Source organism: endosymbiont DhMRE of Dentiscutata heterogama, assembly GCF_002888635.2.
GTDB lineage: Bacteria > Bacillota_I > Bacilli_A > Mycoplasmatales > CGIF01 > CGIF01.
In genome coordinates this window covers 85,906-107,025 of the sequence record NZ_LN828718.1, presented here as the reverse complement: position 1 = coordinate 107,025, position 21,120 = coordinate 85,906, and the positions used below count along the sequence as shown (strand labels likewise).

Genomic DNA, 21,120 nt, shown 5'->3' with positions numbered 1-21,120 from the left:
ATGTCTTTTGCCCCTAAATACGATTTTAATTTAACCGAAAAAAAAAACCCAAAAGCGAATTATTGAAAGCAAGTAGCCACCAATACTACCAATAATTTTGCTGGCACTTTGCTGCTTCCGCCCCCAAACATTACTGGTAATTTGCATTTAGGACACGCATTTGAGTTGGCTATTCAAGATTTTTTGGTGCGTTGGTCTTACCTTAACCAGCAACCAATTTATTGAATTGCTGGCATAGACCATGCCGGAATCTCGACCCAGAGCAAGATTGAAAAATTACAACTTCCAGAACTTGATACTGACCAAAAAAAAAGAGAATATACTTTTCAAACTTGATATCCCCAAACTCGCCAAAATTTCTATCAACAATGAGAAAAAATGGGTTTATTAATCTATTCCGAAAGAGCCAGCTTCACTCTTGACCCAGTTATCCAAAAACAGGCACGAGAAGCCTTTATCAAACTTTATCAAGACGGGTTAATTTATCGCGGGCAAAGACTAGTGAATTGGGACCCTAAATTAAAAAGTGTAATTTCCGACATTGAAGTAGAACATAAACCTAGCAAAAGTAAATTATATTATTTAAAATATCCACTCCAAAAAAGCGACGAATACTTATTAGTAGCCACCAGTCGGCCCGAAACCATTTTTGCTGACGTGGCTCTATTTGTTAATCCTAACGACCACCGCTATCAAAAATATCTCAACCAGTCCGTAAAACACCCATTCACGGAAAAAAATATCCCCATTTTGGCTGACGAAAGTATTAAAACTGATTTTGGCACGGGTGTTCTAAAATGCACGCCCGCTCATGATTTTACTGATTACGAGTTGGGAAAAAAACACCATTTGTCAATAATTAGTTGTTGCGATGAAAAAGGCATTTTGAATGAATTAGCCGGCTCTTGGCAAGGACAAGAAATCAACAGTATTCGCGAAGAGTTTGTCAAAGAATTAGAAAAAAAAGGCATTTGCGTAAAAATTGAAGAATATGAAACTAATCTCGCTTGTTCTACTAAATCAGGAGTAGCCATTGAACCTTTGCTTTCACGCCAATGATTTCTTGATTTACCAAACTTAATTAAAAAAATAGAACAAAAAAACCCTAATTTTCTGAAAGAGATAGACTTTTTGCCCAATCAATTTCAAAAAAAAATAGAGGAGTGAAAAAACAAAACTAGGGAATGGTGTATTTCTCGACAATTATGGTGGGGACACCAGATTCCGGCTTGATATCATAAAAAAACGGGGGAAATTTATGTGGGTGAGAAACTTGATAAATGTTCGTGGTGTGCAGAAAGAAAAAAAGAGTCTATTCCTACTATGATTGTGTGCGGACACGAGTATTTTTGTGCTTTACGAGAATGAGAACCTGAAAAAGATGTTTTAGATACTTGGTTTTCCAGTGGTTTATGGCCGTTAATTGCCCTTGCCAAAGAGGGAAAAAAATTTCCTTCTCCACCACCAAATTGCTATCCTATAACCACCCTCATAACCGGCTATGACATTCTTTTTTTTTGAGTGTTAAAAATGATACTGCTGGGAACTTATTTCACCGGCCGAGTGCCTTTTAAACAGGTATTATTACATGGTCTAATTAGAGACAAATACGGAAAAAAAATGTCAAAATCGTTGGGAAATGGAGTCGAACCCGACGAACTTATTGAAAAATATGGTTGTGATAGTTTGAGACTTTTTTTGCTGGAAAATAATATTTGGGGCTCTGATCTAATTTACGAAGAAAGTAAAATTATTGGTAGTTGGCGTTTTTGTCAAAAATTATGAAGTATCGGCAATTTAATAATGAGTAAAATACCGGCTGGTGAATTGCGGAAGGTTAGCCGAGCAGATTTAAAATTATAATATAGTATTATTGACTTAATTAATTTATATGATATGTTTAAAGGGTTTAAAAAAGAATTTCAGGACCAATTGAAAAAAAACAATCAAGAAGGCAGTACATTTGCTTTCTCGTTTGGCGATTTAGAACTAGTAGAAATAAATGACAAAAGAAGAAAATGTCGCATAATTTCTGAGGAACTAAGCAAAGAATTGCAAAAGTTAATTTCTGGAGGTTCTAAGCCAACTTTCATTTTTAAATGAAATAGCCCTTTGTAAAAGAGAATTATTATAGTTTATTTTCGAACAACAAAAAACTGGTTGGTGAATTGCGAAATGCTGGTCAGTTAAATTAAAAAAACGTCGTTAGAGGGATCCTTAGCTCAACTGGTTAGAGCGCCCGGCTCATAACCGGGTGGTTGGAGGTTCAAGTCCTTCAGGATCCACCAAATTACAATAAAATTAACATTATGGCTAGAACGTGCCCCTTTATTATCAAAAAAGGTCTAATTTGAAATAAAGTTTGCCAAAAGGAAATAAAAAATTCTATCACTCTAAAAAACGGCAAACAATTTTACAGCGAATATTGTCCGGAGCACGGTTGTCGAGTTTGCGAATATTCTCAACTAAAAGGCCAATATCAAGACCCCCCAAAGAATTTCAAAACTAATTTTGGAGAAGAAGTTTGTTCGCTTGAATGTAAAAATGAAGCCGAGAAAGAGAAATGAAAAAAAGGAGCCAAATCAGAAACCGAAGCCAAGAAAAAAGTGATGGAAAACATGAACGAATTTGATGATGAGACAATTAAGCAAATCAAAAACATTTTTGCTCCTTTTTATGAGGTCATTAAGGAAGTTAGAATGAATGAATTGCGGAAAGAATTATTGAGAGAGCAGATACAACCTTTTCAATTTCGGGCTAAATGTGGTTCGGCCATTGAGGCCCACAGTTTACTAGAATCGGTTGAAAAAGAGCAATGGGAGCAAATATATGGAGAAGTCTACTCCTGAAAAGATTTGATTAATATTTGTCAAAAGGAGAGAAATTTCTTAGTTTCCTTGGCTAAAAAATACCAGGCAAAAGAAGAACAGGCTCAGCAAGAAAACATCCCCGAATGTAAAAAATGCCAATTACGACGAGAGCAACCTTCAACTTGACCGATTGGCTGTGAGGGTTGGTGTAAAGAGTGTGTGAGACAAAAACAACAAAAAGACAATAATAGCGATTACCAGTCACCGGTTAATGACAGTAATAAATCCCCCTCCTCAAACAATGAAAATAATTCACCAGAAAGTTCTGATAAAAAAGATAATTTTTTTTCGCCAACTGATGACAATAATGACAATACAGAGGAGAGAGAGAGAGAGAGAGAGCAACAAGGACGCGAGCCCGCGGAACCTCCCACCACCAGGTGAACCGAATAAAACTGCTGCCCCAACCAAAAAAACTGCCCCAGCTCCCCTCATAGTATCAGGAACTATTGGTGGAGTAATTGTTGTGGGGGTAATTGCGACTTATTTAACAGTTAAAAAAAGCAAAAAAGGCCGTTATCCACATTTTAAGCGAAAGAAATAGACAATTTTTAATTGTTTTATTGCCATTAGGCAAAATAAATTACTTTTTAGAGACTATTAACAAAAACGCCATCAACAGGAACAAATGAACAGAACATTTTGAAGTCCGAATCGCCAATAAAAATAGTATGGCAACTTTACTTCGATTTTCTTTTTTTCTGGTTTTTGCTCCGGAAATTAGTTTTAGCAGATTCAACTTTTTTATTTAAAGTTTTGTTCTTAATTTCTTTATTATTTTCTTTCTTGGCTTCCAATTTCTTTTCTACCTCAACTAATTTCGGATTTTCCTCTGTTCCGAAAGATTGTTTAAATTCCTTTTTAATCATTTCCAAAGATTCCAACTTTTTTTGGTCGCCAGCGGTTATAGTTTTTTTACTTTTTATTTCTTCCTCTAACTTGATTAAACGTTGAAAAATATCAATTTTGCCTTTAATATCTTTTTGTTTACTTTCAGTTTTTAATTGGTCGTAGGTTATTTCTTTGGTGATTTTGTTTTGGAGTCTAATTTTTTCGGTTTCAGCCGCTCTTTTTTTTCTGTTAAAATAGTGTTCGAGGAGAACCGCAACTACCGGGGGAATTGATATTCCAACGATGACTAAAATTCACACAACTACTTCGTTCATAGGGCTTAATAATTTATTTTTTTTTACCTTTAACGCTCAATGAGTTAAGGCGCTAAAGGAAACGCATAAAGAATACATTGACCAGCATTTTCAGCAACTTGTTCATTTCTTTTTTTCTTTTCAATGTTCTTCTCTGATATGACGACCAAAAGCGTACCCACTTGCCATTAATAATTGTTAGTGTTAGTAATTAATAATATATAATTTTTATTAAGAGAAAATACCCCAAGACCCAAAAGAAAGGATAACACACCAATTTTGACTTTGTTATTGTCAGACAAAAAACGAGTTTTCTATGGATATCCGGCGACAAAATCGAGACTTCATTGAGGGTGAGAAAATTGTAAAAATTCTATAATATTACACCTGCCAATTCCCCCCTAATGTCCCTTGAATTTTTCAAAAAACTCGGAATAGAAAAAGAAATCGCTACTAATGACTGGTCCGGGTTGGAAATTAATTTCTCAGCACCTGGTCGTTTAGAAATTGTTACTCCGCATTTACTTTCTGCCACAAAAATTAGCCAATTATTATATTTAATATATAATAAATTGAATTATCTCTTTGATTATCTGGATTTTCAGGTGGCAATTCGGGAGGGTGCAGCCATTGATAAAAATGAACTTAAAGAGTATTTTGTTTTCCTTTGTTCTGCCCCTTTTCTTTGAAAAGACAAAAAAGACCTAATTTTCTTTTGCGAACAAAAAGAACTTTTAACAAATTTTTCCTGGCGGCGAAGTGTGGTTTATCTACCTTTTTCGAACCCAAAAACGCTTGCCGAATGGAAACCGAGATTAATTAACCTGAAAGAAATATTGAAAAAATTAGGTCTGTCTGACCTCCGTTTTGCTTCTCAACCAAAAGAAAACACGATTAAAAATAATGATGGCGCGAGTCAGGGAAATAGTGAAAAACGAACTAGACATTTTGTCGTAGACAAAAAAGAAAAAAGAAATAATTTTAACTTACCGAATGGTCCAACTATAAGCCAGAACAAAAAAATAAATAAATCCGCTTTATTACAGGAATGAAAAGAGCGAAAATTATGGGAATTAGGAGTCCATACCAAATTTAGTACTCTGGATGGAATAAGCAGTCCAGCCGATTACGCAGCCAGCGCACGACAAAAAAATTATGCGGCTTTGGCAGTAACCGACCATTACAATGTTCAAGCCTTTCCGGAGTTCAGCCAGCATCAAAGCCCAGATTTGAAAATCATTTACGGTTGCGAAATGGAAATGTTGGAGGACAAATTGCCACCTTATCTTTTTAACCATTCAACAGCAATTTTAGACCAAAAAATAAATAATTTGACTTATTGCGTTTTCGATTTAGAAACCACTGGATTTTTTTCGGAATACAATGAGATTATTGAAATAGGTTACGTTATTTATCATCAAGGAGAAATTATTCGAGAAAAAGAATATTTAATCCGCCCCAAAAAAGAAATTCCGGCTGAAGTTTTGGCGGCCTGATATACGAGCATTGACCCCCAAGAATTAAAAAAAGCCCCTCTCATCCAAGAGATTTTGCCAACTCTGAGCCGCGAATGAGAAGGTTGCGTTTTAGTGGCCCATAATGCCGGAAAGTTCGACTATGGTTTTCTCAACAAAGTCTGAAAAGAACATTTGGGGAACGAACTGCCCTATCCGGTACTGGATACTCTGCCTTTGTCTTGAATATTATTTCCGGATCGAAAATCGTACAGCCTAGAAAGATTGAGCCACGTACCCGGTCGAGCCAAAGTGATCCAAACCCACCGGGCTCTTGACGATAGTAAATTGTTGACTGAGTTGCTAGAAAAATTACTGAAAACTCTCAAAGAAAATAAAATTAATCAATGAGGACAAGTTCAAGAATTAATTAAGGACGACTTTTTTCCTAATCGGGGCTGCAAAGTGAAAGTTTTGGCTGCCAGCCAAGAAGGATTACACAACCTCTATCGTCTAGTAACCCTTTCTCACACCGAAAGATTATTCAAAAAACCTTGTGTTTTCCGCTCCGATTTAGCAAAATATCGCACGGGGCTTTTAGTTGGTGCTGCTGGCGGTCGGGAAGGGGAGACTTTTGCCTTGTTTAGTTCTTTCAATTTTGCCGCCAAAAAACGAGAAAAATTGCTTTTTTATGATTATGTGGAAGTAAATAGCCTCCAAACTTTTCGTTATTTATGGTTGAACGGGCAAATCAGCGAAGTTGAATTAAAAGAAATGACAAAAAAGATCATTAGTGCCGCCGAAGAATTAAAAATTCCAGTGGTGGCTTCCCACCATGTCTACTACTGCCAGAACAAAGAACGATTACTCAAAGAAATTGTTGTCGCCAACAAAGGAATGAATGGTAGCCGACATTATCTCTATAACCAAGCCACTTTAGAGGACAAGGAAGACCGCTTTGCCTATCTCCCCCCACAACATTTGCTTAACTTACAAGAGATGATTGACAACTGACTCTGATTAAATGACAAACAATTAATCGAAAAACTTATTTTTAAGTGTCCGCAAGAAGTAGCCAGCCAGATCGGAGAGGTTAATATAAAGCAACCGCCTCTTAACTACTCTGCTTCTAGCAGCGGCCAAGAAGAAAATGACTTAGTTACGGCCTATACTCAACGGGCTAATGAAATCTTCGGTTCTTATTTACCGGATTTTGTTAAGGAAAGAATAACCCGCGAATGGCGAATTATACAGGGGCGCTACGTTTTTATTTACTGGTTGGCTTACAAGGTGGTCCACAAGACTCATCAGGATGGGTCTTTGGTTGGTTCTCGTGGCTCAATTGGTTCCTCTTTCATTGCCTACTTATGCAGGATTACCGACTTAAATCCGTTGCCTTTTTATAAGTTTTGTTGAAACTGCCGTTATGCCAAACTTTATGAAACCAAAAGTCGGGTCTATTCGTGCTATGATTACCAGGAAAAGGAAAATTGTCCCACTTGTTCCTCCTTGTTAACCATAGAGGGCCATAATTTACCGTTTGAAACCTTTTTTGGCTGGGAAGGAGAAAAAACTCCTGATATTGACCTTAATTTTTCTGGTGAATATCAAAAAATTGCACATAATTATGTGCGGCAATTGCTTGGAGAAAAATCAGTTTATCGGATTGGTACGATTAATACTTTGTCCCAGCAAACCGCCGAAATATTTTACCGAGAGCACTTGAAATTACGCAAAAAACTCAATTCTGGTTTTAATGAAGAAAAGTGGTTTAGGGAATGGATTGACGGTGAAAAATTACCAGCGCTAGAAAAAAAATTAGTCCAAACCCGACAAGAAAAAGCCCGATTAGAAGCCGAATTGAAAAAAATGGAGAGCCAAAAAGAGTAAAAAAGAACCGACCAGGAAACTTAAATCTTGGCTCTTAATGGTTGCCCCACCTCTTATGAATTGGCGACAGGTAATCATAGATTATTTTTATCAAACTAACAGCCACAAGGGGAGGCTTTTTTGTAGTTTAGAGCAGATTCATTTATTAAAATGAAATATTGTAATTGGGGCTTACTAATGTTTTTTTTTTTTTTTTTTGACAATCTTGACAAACTAACTTTGGTCTCCTTCACGGAGTAAACCCAAATATTATTGCTTTTCGAAACTTATTCTCTACTTCCTTACTACCACAAAAACGACACCTATCAGTCAATATTTTATACATGCCATAATAAGTGTAAATTATGATAAAAAGAGCAAGGGGGAAAACAATCGCGACTATTACAGTAATTATTAAACTGTTATCCATTTTGGCATATTACTTTTAAATTATTTGATGTTTTTACGTCTTACTAATTTTAATTCTAACGGTACTAGTCGTCGTTCTTTTTAATTATTATTTTTTTAGCCTAACTCTTTACTATTTTAAGCGCCATAATGGCGTTATATAATCCTCTTTTCAAATGGAGGCGATTACTATTTTTAGTGAATGAATGTGTTTGTTTGTCATGGTTTTTTTGTTTTATACTTCTTTCGTCTTTAATTGTACTTTATGCTTAATATAGGCGTTTTGTACGCCTTATATATTATTTATTATACAAATTACTTTGCTAATTAAGTCTCTATCACAAAATCCACCAATAAATTAACTCCTTGTTTGCCTTCCTCTACGGTGAAGTTAATTTCTCTTCCTGCTTGTAATCACGGTCATTTTTCTGAGTTAACTTTCCCAGGAAAAACCAGAATAGATTCTCCATTTTCTAATTCTAAAATGAGATAATTATTTCGGTTTTTATCCAATAATTCTTTGCGGTTAGTGATGGTGGATTTAATAGTGTGGGTGGAATTCATTTTTGGCTATAATTAATTTTGTGGTACTAGCCCGTCATAATTTTTGTAGGTATTCACAATGGAAAGTTAGGTTAGAATGTTAAATTAAGTTATTTGTGTTCATGCCGGCCTTAATTTGACCCTTATTTACAAATTACCAACAAAAACCATAATAAAACAATTCTTTGCCAGCAGAGATGAGAAGCCCACAGTTCCAACTCCATCCATAGATAAGAAAAATAAGACTACTTGATAAAACAATGCTGATTGCAAGGTTGTGTTTTAAAGAATATCGTTCACATAAGCACTATACAATTAATAATATACAAAAATATATAAAATAAATTAAAGAAGGTGAGATTAAAAACAAATGTGTAGTTTAAGATTTAAAACTAATATATGATATAAGCAAATTAGTAAATATGGTAAAAAAAATAGTATTTGAAAAATATAGTAAGTATACCGAACAACAAGAGGAGATAATGAAAGAAATAGAACAGTTAAAGGAGGAGTTGCAGGACGAAAGAAACGATGGAGAAATAATTAAAAATTGAAAAGGAGAGAGTGCGCAAGACGCGAAACGTTATTTAATGAAAGAAATCATTGCTAATTATTGTCAAAAGGTTAGTAGTTTAAATTATGATTAATTTTCTCCAGAAATGAGTGGTATTGGTAGTTTTTTTGCAAACGAAAATGACAAAAAAATTGCTGTTATTAAGACACTATTAGACAATCATCAAAAATTAAAAGAATTTCATTCGGCTCCCAAAAAAGAAAGCGATAGTGATTTAGTTGAGGTAATAAGGGAGGTTTACCAAGAAAAATCAGCAACAATTGATAACTCTATCCAACAATTAGAGGACGAACTCATAATATTGAATATATCAAACAAAGGTTCTCGTGAGAGAATAATGAAATTAGTTAAACAGTCGAGAGAAAACAAGACCGATTCCTCCACCGACATCGATGCTGAAGAAGTAGAAAAACTCTGAGAGGAAAACGATAATTTGCGTTCTCAACTTGAAAACCTACAGGACAAACAAAATAGGCTAGAAATATTGGAAGGAGAAAATTCATGATTAAAAGAATCATTGAGAAAAGCGGAAGCAGGAATAGAAAGGGATGCTAAACGGCAAGAAAGACAACTTTCTAAATGAGAAAAAGACCATGAAAAAAATCTTAAGGAGGCCAACCAGAGAACCACCGAAGCCTTATCACAATTAGCGGAAAATAAAGAAAAAATGACTGGTTTACGAAAAGAGGCAGCGGCGAAAGAAAAAGAAATTGCCAGTCTGCAAACTGACCGAGAAAGATTGGAGGGAGAAATAACCGAAAAAAACGAGAAAATTGAAAAATTACGAAAAAGAATTGGGGAATTAAACCAAAACAAGAAAGAAAATAAGGAATTAGAGAAGCAAATTGAGGACTTGACTAATCAATTAGCAGAAGCCGAAAGGTTAAAAGAACGGGCCGAAGCAGAAAAAAGGCGAGTTCTGGAACAAATGAAAGCCGCCCAAGAGGCTCTGAATAATCTTAATAACGAATTAGAAAAACAAAGAGAAATGATGAACGCCCAAACGGAGCAATTAATTGCCAGTTGAAACCAAATCCAACAAAAATATCAAACAATATTAATTAGTTTGGGATTCTCGGAGGAGGAAATGGGTGAAGATGTTGCAGGATTTTTGACAGAACTATTGGGAAAAAAGAATACCGGTGAGGCTACTACTCTCAAAGATATTAGAGAAATATCCGGAGTGAAAGATTTACAGGATTTAATTGATATAGCAAAACAATGGGAGGATGAAGTGGCTCGGCTAAAACAAATAGAAAATCAGCAGAAACGAAAAGGTAAAATTACTCCACAGCGAACGCTTTCTCTTTCTGTTGAAATAAGCGAAAAGGAAATAAAAAGTTTACAAGAAGAAGCAAAAAACCAAGAGGAGAAATTGGAAGATTTGTCCGACGAGGAATTAATCAAGAGATTAAAAACCAAAGAGAATGAAGAGGTTATTCAAGAAAAAAAATCTCTAATTACTGATATCTTGCCACTTCTTAATGGTCCTGCTGGCAAGGAAATTGGGAGAGCCGCCGCTTTGGTTATTCTGGATCCGATTAGTCAATTAAAATATTTAGAGAAACTAAAAGAATATCAATTTTCAGACCAGTCCAAATTAGTGACTAGAATAATCCAAAACTTTCAGCAACAATTAGCCCAACAAGCCAATCAATCAGGGATTACAAAAACCCCAGTGCAAGAAAGTTTTCTCGTTAAGGAGATTGAAAATTTAAAAAAAGAATTGGAAGAAAAAGAAAGTAAATGTCGGCAGTTTGAAGAAAAAAACAGCAATTTAGAAAAAAGATTGAAAAAAATAGCCCACTTGGAAGAGCATAAGGAGGAAATTGAGACAAAATTAACCACCCTTTTTTATACAAAAAAGTAAAATTATATATATTGGAGAAAGAGTTTGAATCATAAATGTAATAGATTGTGTTTTGAGAGAGGGTTTTCCTTTTTCTGTCCTTTCGGGCAAGAATTAGAAATGCTGCCAGCATTGTCGCAGGCTAAAAATTCTCTCTCTCTCTCTCTCTCTCTCTCTGATTATTTAAATGGATGATAATGATATAAGAAATGCTACTACTACAAAATAATTAACAAATCAATATAAAAATAAAAATGGTAAACGCACAAGAATGACTTCAAAGTAATTATAGTTACAATAAAGGAAAAAGAAAAGGTGTAAATGATTATAACAAAAAAGATAAAAAACATAGAGAGAAAAAAACAGAAATCACAGCCACTCTGGATATAGAAAAGGGAACACTTGAACCTTTCACTCCCATTACTCCGGTATTTCCGGGCCGAGAACCCACAATTACCGGTGATTATACTTTAGAAGGGGAATTAAAAATAGAGAATTATCCTAATTTGAAAACAATTAGTTTATTCAGAACGGGGGGAATAACTAAATTAACTATTGCAAATTGCCCTAATTTAGAAACGCTAAATGTGGCCGGTAATAAAATCAAACAAATAGTTGGTCTGGAAAATTGCCCGAAATTAAAAATGCTGAATATTTGTGCTAACGAAATTGAGGAAGTTGATGTAAGTAAGAATGTCGCTCTCCAATCACTTGTGGTTGGTAATAATAACCGTCAAACCAAAATTCGCGGCTTAGAAAAATTACCCAACTTGTTTCTTTATAACGGCGAGGGGGGAGAGGAAGGTGTAAATTTGCCATTACCAGTCCAAATTGAAAGTGCAAACGGTGGAGGAAGCGGGGGAGTCAATGATAGCATTTGAAAAAATGATTTTCTCGAAAAAGTGATAGGAAATGGTGCTAGTGGCGTCAAAGATAGCGAAGGCAATAAAGTAAATGAATTTATAGAAACAGCAACTAGTTTACGAAAAGCCATTAATAATTTGAGATTGCTGGATATAGATTTAGAAAATCCCAAGATTTTAGAAAAAGAATCCGAAACAGGCGAAATCAAATTCTCGTGAGAAAAGGATTGAGAAATCTTAGCCGACATTTTGGATACTCTTAATTGAGACGATTTAAAAAGAAAATGAGAGGACTACATGATTGATTATTGGGATGTTAATACCAGTGAAACAGTATTATTACACTATTCAAATTAATTTCCGCTTTTTTATAACTTAATTTTAGGGTTAGCCAACTCCAAACTTCTCATGGCACACCTTTTTATTCTTTTTCAAGATGACAACATTTCTTGAGGGGTTGGATTATCTCCCAATTTCTTCCACTTTCTACTGGGTGCCACTGGCTGGTCTCATCATGGTATATGTAGTTTAGACCATTGCTTATAAATCCAGTTGTTATGATTAGCCTTTTTAGTTCTTTTATTAAAATCAATCTCTTCTTCTTTATTCCTTCCAAAATATTCTCAACAATGCTGAAAGTATTTAACTAAATCCTGTTGTTCTAATACTTTTGTTGCTTTATTAATAGAGGCTTTTAACTCTTCAAAAGTTCTTGGTTTCTTTTTCTCAGTATTCTGCCTTAAAAAGTTAAAGCATAACTCCACTGGATTTAATTCTGGAGTGTAAGGAGGTAAATAAACAGGGATAATATTCTTGCTCACTAATAACTCTTTAATAGTTGTTAACCCTAACTTCTGACAAGATTTAGTGGCATGGTGAACTTTGAGATTATCTAACAAGAGATAAATCGTTTGGTCGGTTGGAAGATTAAGATTAGAAATAAATTCGTGAAAATCTTTACTCTTCATCCCTTTTGGGATTAGTTTCCATTTAACTACTCCTCTTCCTTTTATATTTTGAACACAAAGAATCAAAGTGTGGTTGTCTCCTTTTTTACCTGGTCTTCGACGATTAGCCCGTTTGCCTCTTTCAGCATAGGAATATCTAGGAACCTCATTGAGATGAAAACTACATTCATCTATTGCTAAGACAGGAGATTTAGACAAGGTTGGAATTTGCTCAACAAACTTTGCAATTTTCTCAGGATGGTCTAACTGTTCAGTATAATGGTAATTGATTTTCTTATGAGTAACTTTTTTTCTTTTCAAAAATCGAGAGATAGTAGGTTGACTAATTTTTTGCCCTGTTTCTTGAAAGATAAGATTTGCTACTTCTTGTTGATTTGAAATATCTCCTTTTTTAAGTTGAAAAGTGTAATGTCTTAAGAGACGTGCTAAGACTGGGTCTTGGGTTTTTGGTTTTCTACCTAATCCTTTATTGAATATACGTGTTCTTCTTCGTTTATCTCAATTTCTTATTGTTCTTTCACTTACTCCAAAGGAAATAGCAGTTTGTTTTTGAGTAGGTTTTTTTATTTTAGTGGTTTGCTGTATTAATCTCATATGTATTTATATTTATGTAAGTATATTTAGATAGTTATTTGGTCAATGAGTAAATGTGATTTCTCATTCGCATTCTTTTGGCTGGGCTAGTAATGGTTTTTCAGTATTCTTTTTTGTTTTCATAGTAGAGTTTTTTTAAGCATGAGTTGCAAATGTATTTATCTTTGTTCTCTTCTTGCTCGGTTCAATATCATCAATTGTTAATCAGAGAATAATCCTTGCGAGGATAATTATATTTGACTATTATTTCTCCTTGGCATTGGAAGCAATTAGTTTTTTTATTTTCTTTTAATCGTGATTTTAGCATATATACTACTTTTTTAATAATTAATTTCCTTTTGTTATTTATTTTCTTCTCATTATAAAACAACTTCTTTTAAAAGATTTTAACATCCAAGTAGCAAGAAGCACAGAAATCTCTGTTTCTTCATTTCACGAAACCAAATTTATTTTCTGATGTCTTTCTTCTTCCACAACCAAAACATTTTATTACTTCTGTTGGCATATAACTTAATAAATTTATCAACAACTGGCTTTACTATGTTTATTGTTTTAGTTATTTTTAGGAGGGATTTCTATTTGGGCTTGGAGAGAAGTTTCTCCTTTTTCCTCTAAATTAGTCTCTTGTAATTGTTCTCCTAGTGCTGAGATTTCTGTTGTTTCAGTGGGGATATCTATTGTGGGCATTCCCTGAGAAACTTGTAATAATTGGGTGATTTGTTTAGTATTTATGGGTTTACTATGCCATACTTCTTGGGAATGGTAAGTAGGATATTTGATTTCATCTGGTAAAGTTTGATTATATTCTTCGGCTTCTTCATATTGGTGGTAGAATTGGGTGTCTGCATCAAACCACTCTCCCACTATTCCACTTACTTCCCTAGCACTAGGTCTATTGTTGGGTTCCTGGTCTCAGCATTGTTTAATTAAATCTATCAGCAATTGGGGATATTTAATCTGAGCAGGAAATTCAGGTCTTTCTCCACGACAGATTTTTAAGGCTAATTTAGTATTACGAGCCTGTTCAGCAAAAGGAGGTATTCCAGTAATTATTTCATACATAACCATACCCAGGGAATAGATATCTAATTTTTGGGTATAAGTTTCTCCTTGTAAGACTTCGGGTGCTACATAAGGCATTATTCCATAAATTTGATTGTTATCGGTTTCATTAACTGGTTTAGATAAACCTAAATCGGTGATACGACAACTATATTCATCCTCAACAATAATATTCCCACTATGGAAATCTCGGTGAACTAAATGCTTACGGTGAATATCTTTTAGACCTTGAATGATTTGTATTAGGAAATTAAGTTTGCTTGCTAAACCTAATTTCCTATTCTTCTTTAAATACTCTCTTAAATTTCCTTCTTTCATATACTCCATAACCATAATATAATTGCCCTCCTTGTCTCTGGAAATCCCATAACAAGGCACCATCTGACTAACTGAACTTCTAAACATTTTATAAAGAGTTAGTTCTTGGAGGAAGTCTTCTTTTAGATTTTGGGAATTGGAGAGGGTTTTTAGGGCAACTGTTTTATAGTTAGTTTTATAATTATCTCCCCTTCTTTCTCATTCTCCCTTCCAATTATTCCATTTTCCAATCCATTTTTCAATAGAACCCCCTTCTCACTCTGCTTTATATATCTTACCAAATCCCCCATCAGCAATGTGTTCTATATTCTTAAACTTCTCATAAGGAATTCATTCCAAGACATTTCAATTGCTAGTTGCTTCTGATTGGCATTTTTGGATAAAAGCATCTATTTGTTTATTATCACTAGTCCAGGTATCAAATTCATCTTCAAAATGTTTAGCATTACAAGATTGGCATCAGTCTTGGCTGGTATTAGGCTGTTGACATTCATAACAGGTTCCAAAAGAACTATAATAACCTCTTCACTCTTTAAACTCTTCCTCATTTTCTAAGGCTCAGGTTAGGTCTAGTTTTTTGAAGTTCAGAAATCAGTTGAGGAATTTAAGGCTGTCTGGTTTGGCTCCTGCTACTATTCATTCTTTTGTTTGTTCTTTACTATATCCTGCTTCTAATCAGGCTTTTTTATATTTAGGAACAAAATCCTTATGAATATCCATTCACAACTCTTTTTCTAACTCTGCTTTTACTAAGGATAATTTACAGTTAGGTCTTAGTTCTGTGTCATAATCAATTCTTTCTAAACTATCAGGTAAATATTCTCAACCACTATCTATATCGGTATTAGAAATATTTAATTTCTTTAAATTATTCAAATCCTGCACAGGTTTTAAACCTCCTTGAAAATGATTATATATTCCTTGGTTAATTTTGTTTTTATTATGATTACCAATAACTAAACTTCTTAAATTCCTCAACTGATTAAAAATAGAAAGGTCAGAGGGATTTATATTGTTGTTGCTTATATTTAAACTAGTTATTTTTTCAGGATAAGGAAGATAAGGTATCTGAGTAAGGTAATTATTAAAACATTTAAGTTTCTCTAACTCTTTTAAATTACTCAGATTGAGAGTAGTAAGTTGGTTATTAAAGCATTCAATTCTCCCTAATTTCTTACAATCATTTACATTTAGATTAGTGAGGCAATTATCAGAGCATCATAATACCTCTAAATTCTTAAAATCAGCCAGGTCTAATTCTCCTTCTAAGGCTTTTTCACTTATTCATAACTTTGTTATTTCTTTCCTAGTTTTACCAAAGTTGTCAGTATCATAACTTTCATTTTTTCTCACACAAGTTCCATTTTTGGGATATTCTTGGTTTATATATTCTTGGGCAAGAATACAGGGGATTATTTTGGTTTCTCTTCCATAATAAGAACCTCCTTTTATCTCTAACTTACTCCTATCTACTGAGGTAGAAATGAATATTGTGTATAAGTTTTTATACTCACTACAATCTAAAACTCCCTCTAATTGTTGGTTGAGGTATATATTCTTTGTTTTCTTATCAGGATAATATTTTTCTAACCACTCTTGGGCATTTACCATAATATTTAATTTTACTGATTTTTATAATATTCGTAGATTATTTTGATGAATTTGTTAGAAGGAATAAAACCCAACTCTTTATCATAAATTAAAAAAACTTAATTTTTTCTTCAAGAATTTCTTTTTTAACAATTTTATCAAGATTAAGTAAATTATGTGGAGAAACTAATTTTTCATTTGCTATTTTAACAATATTTTTTAAATCTCCATTTACTATTGATAGATGATACAACCCCTTCCACTTATCCCACCAACCTTTTTCTTTCTGTAATTCTTCAGCCAATTCTTCCTTGGTTTTTGTGGCTAAGTCTAAATCTTTTTGTAATTGGTCTTTTTTTTGGGTTAGTTCAGTTATAGTTTGCTGATTTTGTTGGACTTCTAATTCTTTGTCGGCTAAATCAATTAATCTTTTTTTGATGGCTTGATAATCTGCTCGCAATTGATTTCATTTATCACCTTGAAGCATTTTTTTTAATTCTTTTGGTTCAATCATTTTTTTACTATCACCAAAAAAAGAACGGTCAGTTCCAATGGGCATTTCTGCTGTTTCTAATAATTCCTTTTCTACCTCATTCAAATCCCCTTCTTTTGCTTGCTCTTGTAAATCTTTGATTTCTTGTCGTAAATTTGCTAGTTTAGTTTGTAATTTAGAGACTTTTTGTTGTTTTTTTTGGATATCTTGCTTATATTTTTCTAAATCAGTCTCCCATTGGTCAGTTGGGGGGATGGTGATATCGGTTTGAGTTCCAATAGTAGCAGTAGGAGGCTTTTTTAGAGCCTGTTCTAATTTAGTTTCTCAATCTTGGTCTTTTTTAGTTAGAATATTTAAGTATTCTTGGTGTTTAGTCTGTTCTTTTTCCGTAAAGGCTTGGATAGTTTTTTCTAGTTGATTTTCTTTTTGGGTGAGTTGGAGTTTGAGATTATCTCTTTCTTTGATGATTTGTTGTTTTTCTCCTTGAAGTTTAGTTATTTTATTGCTTAATTCTTTTCAATTGTCTGGCAAGTCATTGGGTTTTTGATTAGCCAATAAATTGTTATAATCAGTTAAAGTCGGTCGTTTACTTCAATCGTTCTCCCAATCACTTTTAGAAATAGGAATATCAGGTCTTTTTTCCAACTCAGTGATACGAGCTAATTCAGTTCTCCAATTAGCAGGAAGGTCAACTGGTTTTATTTCAGCATTTTCAAATTTATCTTTCCAGTTGTCTCTACTGACCTTTTCTGCTGCTAACTCTGCTTTTAATTGATTTATTCGAGCAATGTATTTTGAAACATTTGGAATAGTAGGAACAACTAATGGTTTTTTATCTCAAATACTTTGGTCATAAAGAGGGTATTTTTTACCATCTCGAATTACATAGGTAGTTTTCACCATATTATTCTTTTTTCTTTCTAGATAGGAAGTAGGCAATTATTCCTATCACCAATAATGCTATACCTCCTCCAATTATCCAAGGAGTTCAGTTGGTAGGTTTATTCTCGTTAGTATTTTGTGCTTCTAACTTGGCTAATTCTGCTTTTTTATCTTGCAATTCTTGTTCTTGCTGGGGAGTTCGGTTAGTAATTGCCTCTAACTCAGCAATTCTGCTCTGTAATTGCTCTCTCTCTCTCTCTCTTGTGGATTATTGCCTCCTTTACCATATTTTGCTTTTCACTCTGGGCAATTATGTTTGGGAACCCATTTGCCGTTTTCCTTTTGATGTAATTGTCTGTCAAGCATCTGTTTACAACAAAAACCACAAATTAAACCACCTTCCATTCCTGGGTCAGAACTACTTGAAGAATAAGTATAATGTGCTATTCTAAAAAAATTATCTCATAATTCTCCTTGTCTATCTAATTCATCTAAACAGTTTTTGCAAACATCACCATGCTTTTCATTAGTAAACCAAGTAAATTGTTTACCACTATTGTCATAGAGTTGAGCTTGGCATTTACTGCAATTTGCTCCAACTTTGTGGACTTTACTTTTATGGTCATGTAATTCTGCTCTTAATTCACGATGAAAACCTGCTGATGGTCAAAGTTGACTGCAACTTCCTTGGTTTCAACTTTGTTCCTTGGTAAAGACTTCTTCACATTCTCGACATTTTATAGTATAGATAAGTTTACCCCCACCTTTTCCATCTAGAACTTTTTCTTCTGTAATTTTTTCTTCGTTGTTATTTAGGTCTGACATATAGTTATATTTTTACATTTTTGAACACACAACAAGGTAGCATTAAAATTTTTTTAAACTACTCTTTTAGACTAATACTAAAAGCCTAAATGGATAAAAAAATTTTGAATACGAATAAAATTATAAATATAAAACAGGCAAAAACTATCATGGTAAAAAAACTAGATAAAAATCAAATTGCTGAAAAGATAGAGAAAATTCTCCAAAGTCATCAAAGTCCTTATGAGAGGAAGATTGCTTTGTTTAATTTGGTAAAAAATTTGGAAGTTGGGGACTTTCCACCCGAAAAGAAAAAAAGAGTGAATTACCTTTTGCAAGGACACTTATACAATGAACTAGCCAAACAAAGCATGGACGAATACAAGAAAACTACCGTAGAGGCTTTTAGTAAGACTACATAAATTAAACAAATTAGAGATTTATATATATAAAATATATATATAGTCCCCATGGAATTTCTTGCCAAAATTATCAAAGGAGAAAGAAACAAAAACAAACAATTTTGGAAATATACTTTTATCGATATTCAAACTGGTAAAGAAGATTGGTTTTTAAATAATTATCGAATAGGTTATATCCCTAGTTTAAGTGGTAAATTAAAACTTGAATGAGATAAAAATGGTAATTACAAACTCTACCAAGATTTCAAGCAAGATGAAGAATTTGAGGAGGAAGAGGGAATAGACTGGTTAGAAGAGGAATTAGGCAAAGGAACTAAAAAAATAGATGATAAACTTGCTAGGAGACCAATCAAATTTAAGCACCAAGATTTAGTTGAATTTGTAGAAGGGTTAAAGAAATCAGGAGTTCCTTACAAGGAAATTGCTACTGGATTAAAAAGAAGTGATAGAATGTTGAGATATTGGAGAAAGCCAATTGTCAAGCCTCTTCAAAAGGTCGGAGCAAAAAGAAGATTTGATAGAAAATGCCTCCATTACTTACTTTCTTCTATTCACACCAAAAAGGCAAAAACATTAAGGGAAATGTCAGATTATGTTTTTGATAAAACAGATAAGAGATTTTGTGTTGCTACTATTTACTTAGTATTAAAAAAGATTAAATATTCTTACCAAGTAGTTCCCTATCGTCATCCTCAACAAAAACAGAATTTGCCAGAAGTTATTGAGTTTATGGAAAGAGTTAACAAATTACCTCCAAGACAGATTTTATCCACCGATGAAAGTGGGCATCCTTTAAATCTAGCTTCACGACGAGGTTGGGGTTTGAAGGGACAAAAATTGCTGACTTTAAACCCAGTTATGGTGCCAACTATTCTTTAATCTTGGTTATTCAAAACATAGAAAAGGGTGGCATTATTCATTGAGAATTAGTTAAAGACACGGTAAATGCCGAGGTTTTTGCTAATTTTCTTAATAATATTAAACTTCCTAATGAGGAAAAATATTATCTTTTGCTGGATAATATTCGATTTCATAAATCAGCTAAGGTTAAAGAGTTGTTGACTAGTAAGAACATCGAACCACGATACATCGTTGCTTCCAATCCTTATTTAAATCCAGTGGAGGAAGTTTTTAATGTCATTAAGCAGTATGTTAAAAGTGAAGAACCAAGAACAGAAGAGGAGTTGAGGAAAGTTGTTGCCTATAAAATAAGTATATTACAAAAAGAGGATTTGAGAAAGCATTTTAAGAATTGTTTAGATTTTGATTTTATTTGAAAAACGGAAATTAATTATTAAAAAAGTAGTATTATTATTTTATGTAAGTATGATTGTGGGGATACGTGCCTATAAATAATGAAAATCTCCCCTTCCCTATACCCTTAAAATATTATTATATTGATTATGTGAAAGTGTGAAATTAATTTTTCGAATTTTACTGAAAATTAATTCCTTGTTGGGGGGGTTACTCAGCGGTGAGTATCTATTTTTAAATAAACTAGCCCCCCCATGAAAGAGTTAATTAACAATGATATTTTGTGAAAATAAATGAATTAGACTCTCAGTGAGGCTAGTATTGTTGAAAACCAGGAAGTTAGAAACTAGCCGCACAACGGTAGACAATTTTAACTAGTCTCATAACTTCGCTAGCCTCACTTAGAGCCTAATTTTTAACGAGAATTAGAGCAAGGATTTTAATAAAAAAATGCTACAATAATCCCCTCTTTTTTTATCTTTTGTATCGTTTCTAGATTTTTTAAACGATAATAACTAGCAGTGAACGGAATCTTTAGCATGATTGAGTAATTATTTACTCCATACCCCAAACATTAAAAAATAACCCAACCCAGTCTCTCATGCGGAAGATTCCAAAATCCTTACTAAGCTGGGTTATAGGTATATCTAATGTTCAGAGTATGCAGTAAATAATCACCTAACTAACGCTAAGCACATTAATCTCTGTCACTTTTTATCGTTATTTTGCTTATCATTAACTCATCTTTCTTTATAATTGTATTTTACACTTTTGGAACCGTGTAAACTTTTTTACTTTATCACCTATATTTATTATTTTAAACCAAAAGAATTTAATCTCATGTCTTCTAATGGCTCTTTTTGTCATCAATCCCTATATCTACTTATTTTAGTATTTTTTATTAACGACTAAGCAAAGGTTATAAAATAATTTCCAAACCTTTTTCTATTAAAAAAATAATTGTCGCGAAAAAACTTGCAAAAGTTAAAAATATACTTATATGAAAGTGGTAGAAAAAAATAATCAGGTAGGCAATAGTAATAATAGCATTAAGAGCAGAGAGAGAGAGAGAGAGAGAGAGAGAGAGATAAATTTCAAAAAGAACCCAGCACTAAGAAACCGCTTGTTGGTTTGGCATCAATCGTAATACTAAACAAT

At 33.4% G+C, this 21,120-nt stretch carries 19 protein-coding genes and 1 tRNA gene; 12 read left to right on the top strand and 8 right to left on the bottom strand.

Translation table 4 applies throughout. From position 1 onward, the window contains the following. From valS to DHMRE_RS00855, 4 genes are all read left to right on the top strand, one after another. Entirely contained in the window at positions 1–1,863 is a 1,863-nt protein-coding gene (valS, locus tag DHMRE_RS00870; protein WP_322632507.1) for a valine--tRNA ligase, read from the top strand. Positions 1,864–1,896: 33 nt separating this feature from the next. Beyond that, on the top strand, positions 1,897–2,118 hold the full coding sequence (locus tag DHMRE_RS00865; RefSeq protein WP_322632506.1) for a hypothetical protein: 222 nt from the start codon (positions 1,897–1,899) through the stop codon (positions 2,116–2,118). 93 nt (positions 2,119–2,211) lie between these two features. Continuing rightward, positions 2,212–2,288 (top strand) — tRNA-Ile (locus tag DHMRE_RS00860). Positions 2,289–2,309: 21 nt separating this feature from the next. Beyond that, positions 2,310–3,263 (top strand): hypothetical protein, encoded by a 954-nt coding sequence (locus tag DHMRE_RS00855; protein WP_322632505.1) that lies wholly within the window; start codon positions 2,310–2,312, stop codon positions 3,261–3,263. Between the two features lie 287 nt (positions 3,264–3,550). Here DHMRE_RS00855 and DHMRE_RS00850 read toward each other — a convergent pair whose 3' ends face one another. Then, entirely contained in the window at positions 3,551–4,204 is a 654-nt protein-coding gene (locus tag DHMRE_RS00850) for a hypothetical protein (RefSeq protein WP_322632504.1), read from the bottom strand. 215 nt (positions 4,205–4,419) lie between these two features. On the opposite strand from DHMRE_RS00850, the gene DHMRE_RS00845 reads away from it, so the two are divergent. Beyond that, the gene (locus tag DHMRE_RS00845) at positions 4,420–7,359 is read left to right on the top strand and encodes an exonuclease domain-containing protein (RefSeq protein WP_322632503.1); all 2,940 of its coding nucleotides are present in this window, start codon (positions 4,420–4,422) and stop codon (positions 7,357–7,359) included. Between the two features lie 714 nt (positions 7,360–8,073). Here the strand turns inward: DHMRE_RS00845 and DHMRE_RS00840 are convergent. Continuing rightward, positions 8,074–8,310 carry a hypothetical protein gene (locus DHMRE_RS00840; protein ID WP_322632502.1) on the bottom strand — a complete coding sequence of 79 codons (237 nt, stop codon included), beginning with the start codon at positions 8,308–8,310 and terminating at the stop codon, positions 8,074–8,076. A gap of 401 nt (positions 8,311–8,711) precedes the next feature. Here DHMRE_RS00840 and DHMRE_RS00835 point away from each other — a divergent pair, with 401 nt between their 5' ends. The 3 genes from DHMRE_RS00835 (at position 8,712) to DHMRE_RS00825 (ending at position 11,932) form a co-directional block, all read left to right on the top strand. Then, positions 8,712–8,936, top strand: coding sequence for a hypothetical protein (locus DHMRE_RS00835; RefSeq protein WP_322632501.1), 225 nt, complete (start codon positions 8,712–8,714; stop codon positions 8,934–8,936). 12 nt (positions 8,937–8,948) lie between these two features. Next, positions 8,949–10,733 carry a hypothetical protein gene (locus DHMRE_RS00830; RefSeq protein WP_322632500.1) on the top strand — a complete coding sequence of 595 codons (1,785 nt, stop codon included), beginning with the start codon at positions 8,949–8,951 and terminating at the stop codon, positions 10,731–10,733. Positions 10,734–10,966: 233 nt separating this feature from the next. Then, complete coding sequence (locus DHMRE_RS00825; RefSeq protein WP_322632499.1) at positions 10,967–11,932, top strand: leucine-rich repeat domain-containing protein; 966 nt, start codon at positions 10,967–10,969, stop codon at positions 11,930–11,932. 11 nt (positions 11,933–11,943) lie between these two features. On the opposite strand, the gene DHMRE_RS00820 is transcribed toward DHMRE_RS00825, so the two are convergent. The 6 genes from DHMRE_RS00820 to DHMRE_RS00795 form a co-directional block, all read right to left on the bottom strand. Further along, positions 11,944–13,137 (bottom strand): IS630 family transposase, encoded by a 1,194-nt coding sequence (locus tag DHMRE_RS00820; protein WP_322632498.1) that lies wholly within the window; start codon positions 13,135–13,137, stop codon positions 11,944–11,946. A gap of 34 nt (positions 13,138–13,171) precedes the next feature. Continuing rightward, positions 13,172–13,444: a hypothetical protein gene (locus DHMRE_RS00815; RefSeq protein ID WP_322632497.1), complete on the bottom strand. Its 273-nt coding sequence runs from the start codon at positions 13,442–13,444 to the stop codon at positions 13,172–13,174. Positions 13,445–13,689: 245 nt separating this feature from the next. Continuing rightward, entirely contained in the window at positions 13,690–16,128 is a 2,439-nt protein-coding gene (locus DHMRE_RS00810) for a leucine-rich repeat-containing protein kinase family protein (protein ID WP_322632401.1), read from the bottom strand. 88 nt (positions 16,129–16,216) lie between these two features. Continuing rightward, positions 16,217–17,503 (bottom strand): hypothetical protein, encoded by a 1,287-nt coding sequence (locus DHMRE_RS00805; protein WP_322632402.1) that lies wholly within the window; start codon positions 17,501–17,503, stop codon positions 16,217–16,219. A 1-nt stretch (position 17,504) separates the two neighbouring features. Next, on the bottom strand, positions 17,505–17,660 hold the full coding sequence (locus DHMRE_RS00800; protein ID WP_322632403.1) for a GGIII-like transmembrane region-containing protein: 156 nt from the start codon (positions 17,658–17,660) through the stop codon (positions 17,505–17,507). Between the two features lie 38 nt (positions 17,661–17,698). Further along, positions 17,699–18,307 carry a hypothetical protein gene (locus DHMRE_RS00795; protein WP_322632404.1) on the bottom strand — a complete coding sequence of 203 codons (609 nt, stop codon included), beginning with the start codon at positions 18,305–18,307 and terminating at the stop codon, positions 17,699–17,701. Positions 18,308–18,456: 149 nt separating this feature from the next. Between DHMRE_RS00795 and DHMRE_RS00790 the strand changes: the two genes are divergently transcribed. From DHMRE_RS00790 to DHMRE_RS00775, 4 genes are all read left to right on the top strand, one after another. After that, entirely contained in the window at positions 18,457–18,708 is a 252-nt protein-coding gene (locus DHMRE_RS00790) for a hypothetical protein (RefSeq protein ID WP_322632405.1), read from the top strand. A gap of 48 nt (positions 18,709–18,756) precedes the next feature. Beyond that, complete coding sequence (locus DHMRE_RS00785; protein ID WP_322632406.1) at positions 18,757–19,587, top strand: hypothetical protein; 831 nt, start codon at positions 18,757–18,759, stop codon at positions 19,585–19,587. A gap of 2 nt (positions 19,588–19,589) precedes the next feature. Next, positions 19,590–20,006, top strand: coding sequence for a transposase (locus DHMRE_RS00780; protein WP_322632407.1), 417 nt, complete (start codon positions 19,590–19,592; stop codon positions 20,004–20,006). A gap of 956 nt (positions 20,007–20,962) precedes the next feature. After that, positions 20,963–21,109 carry a hypothetical protein gene (locus DHMRE_RS00775; RefSeq protein ID WP_322632496.1) on the top strand — a complete coding sequence of 49 codons (147 nt, stop codon included), beginning with the start codon at positions 20,963–20,965 and terminating at the stop codon, positions 21,107–21,109. Positions 21,110–21,120: the final 11 nt, after the last annotated feature.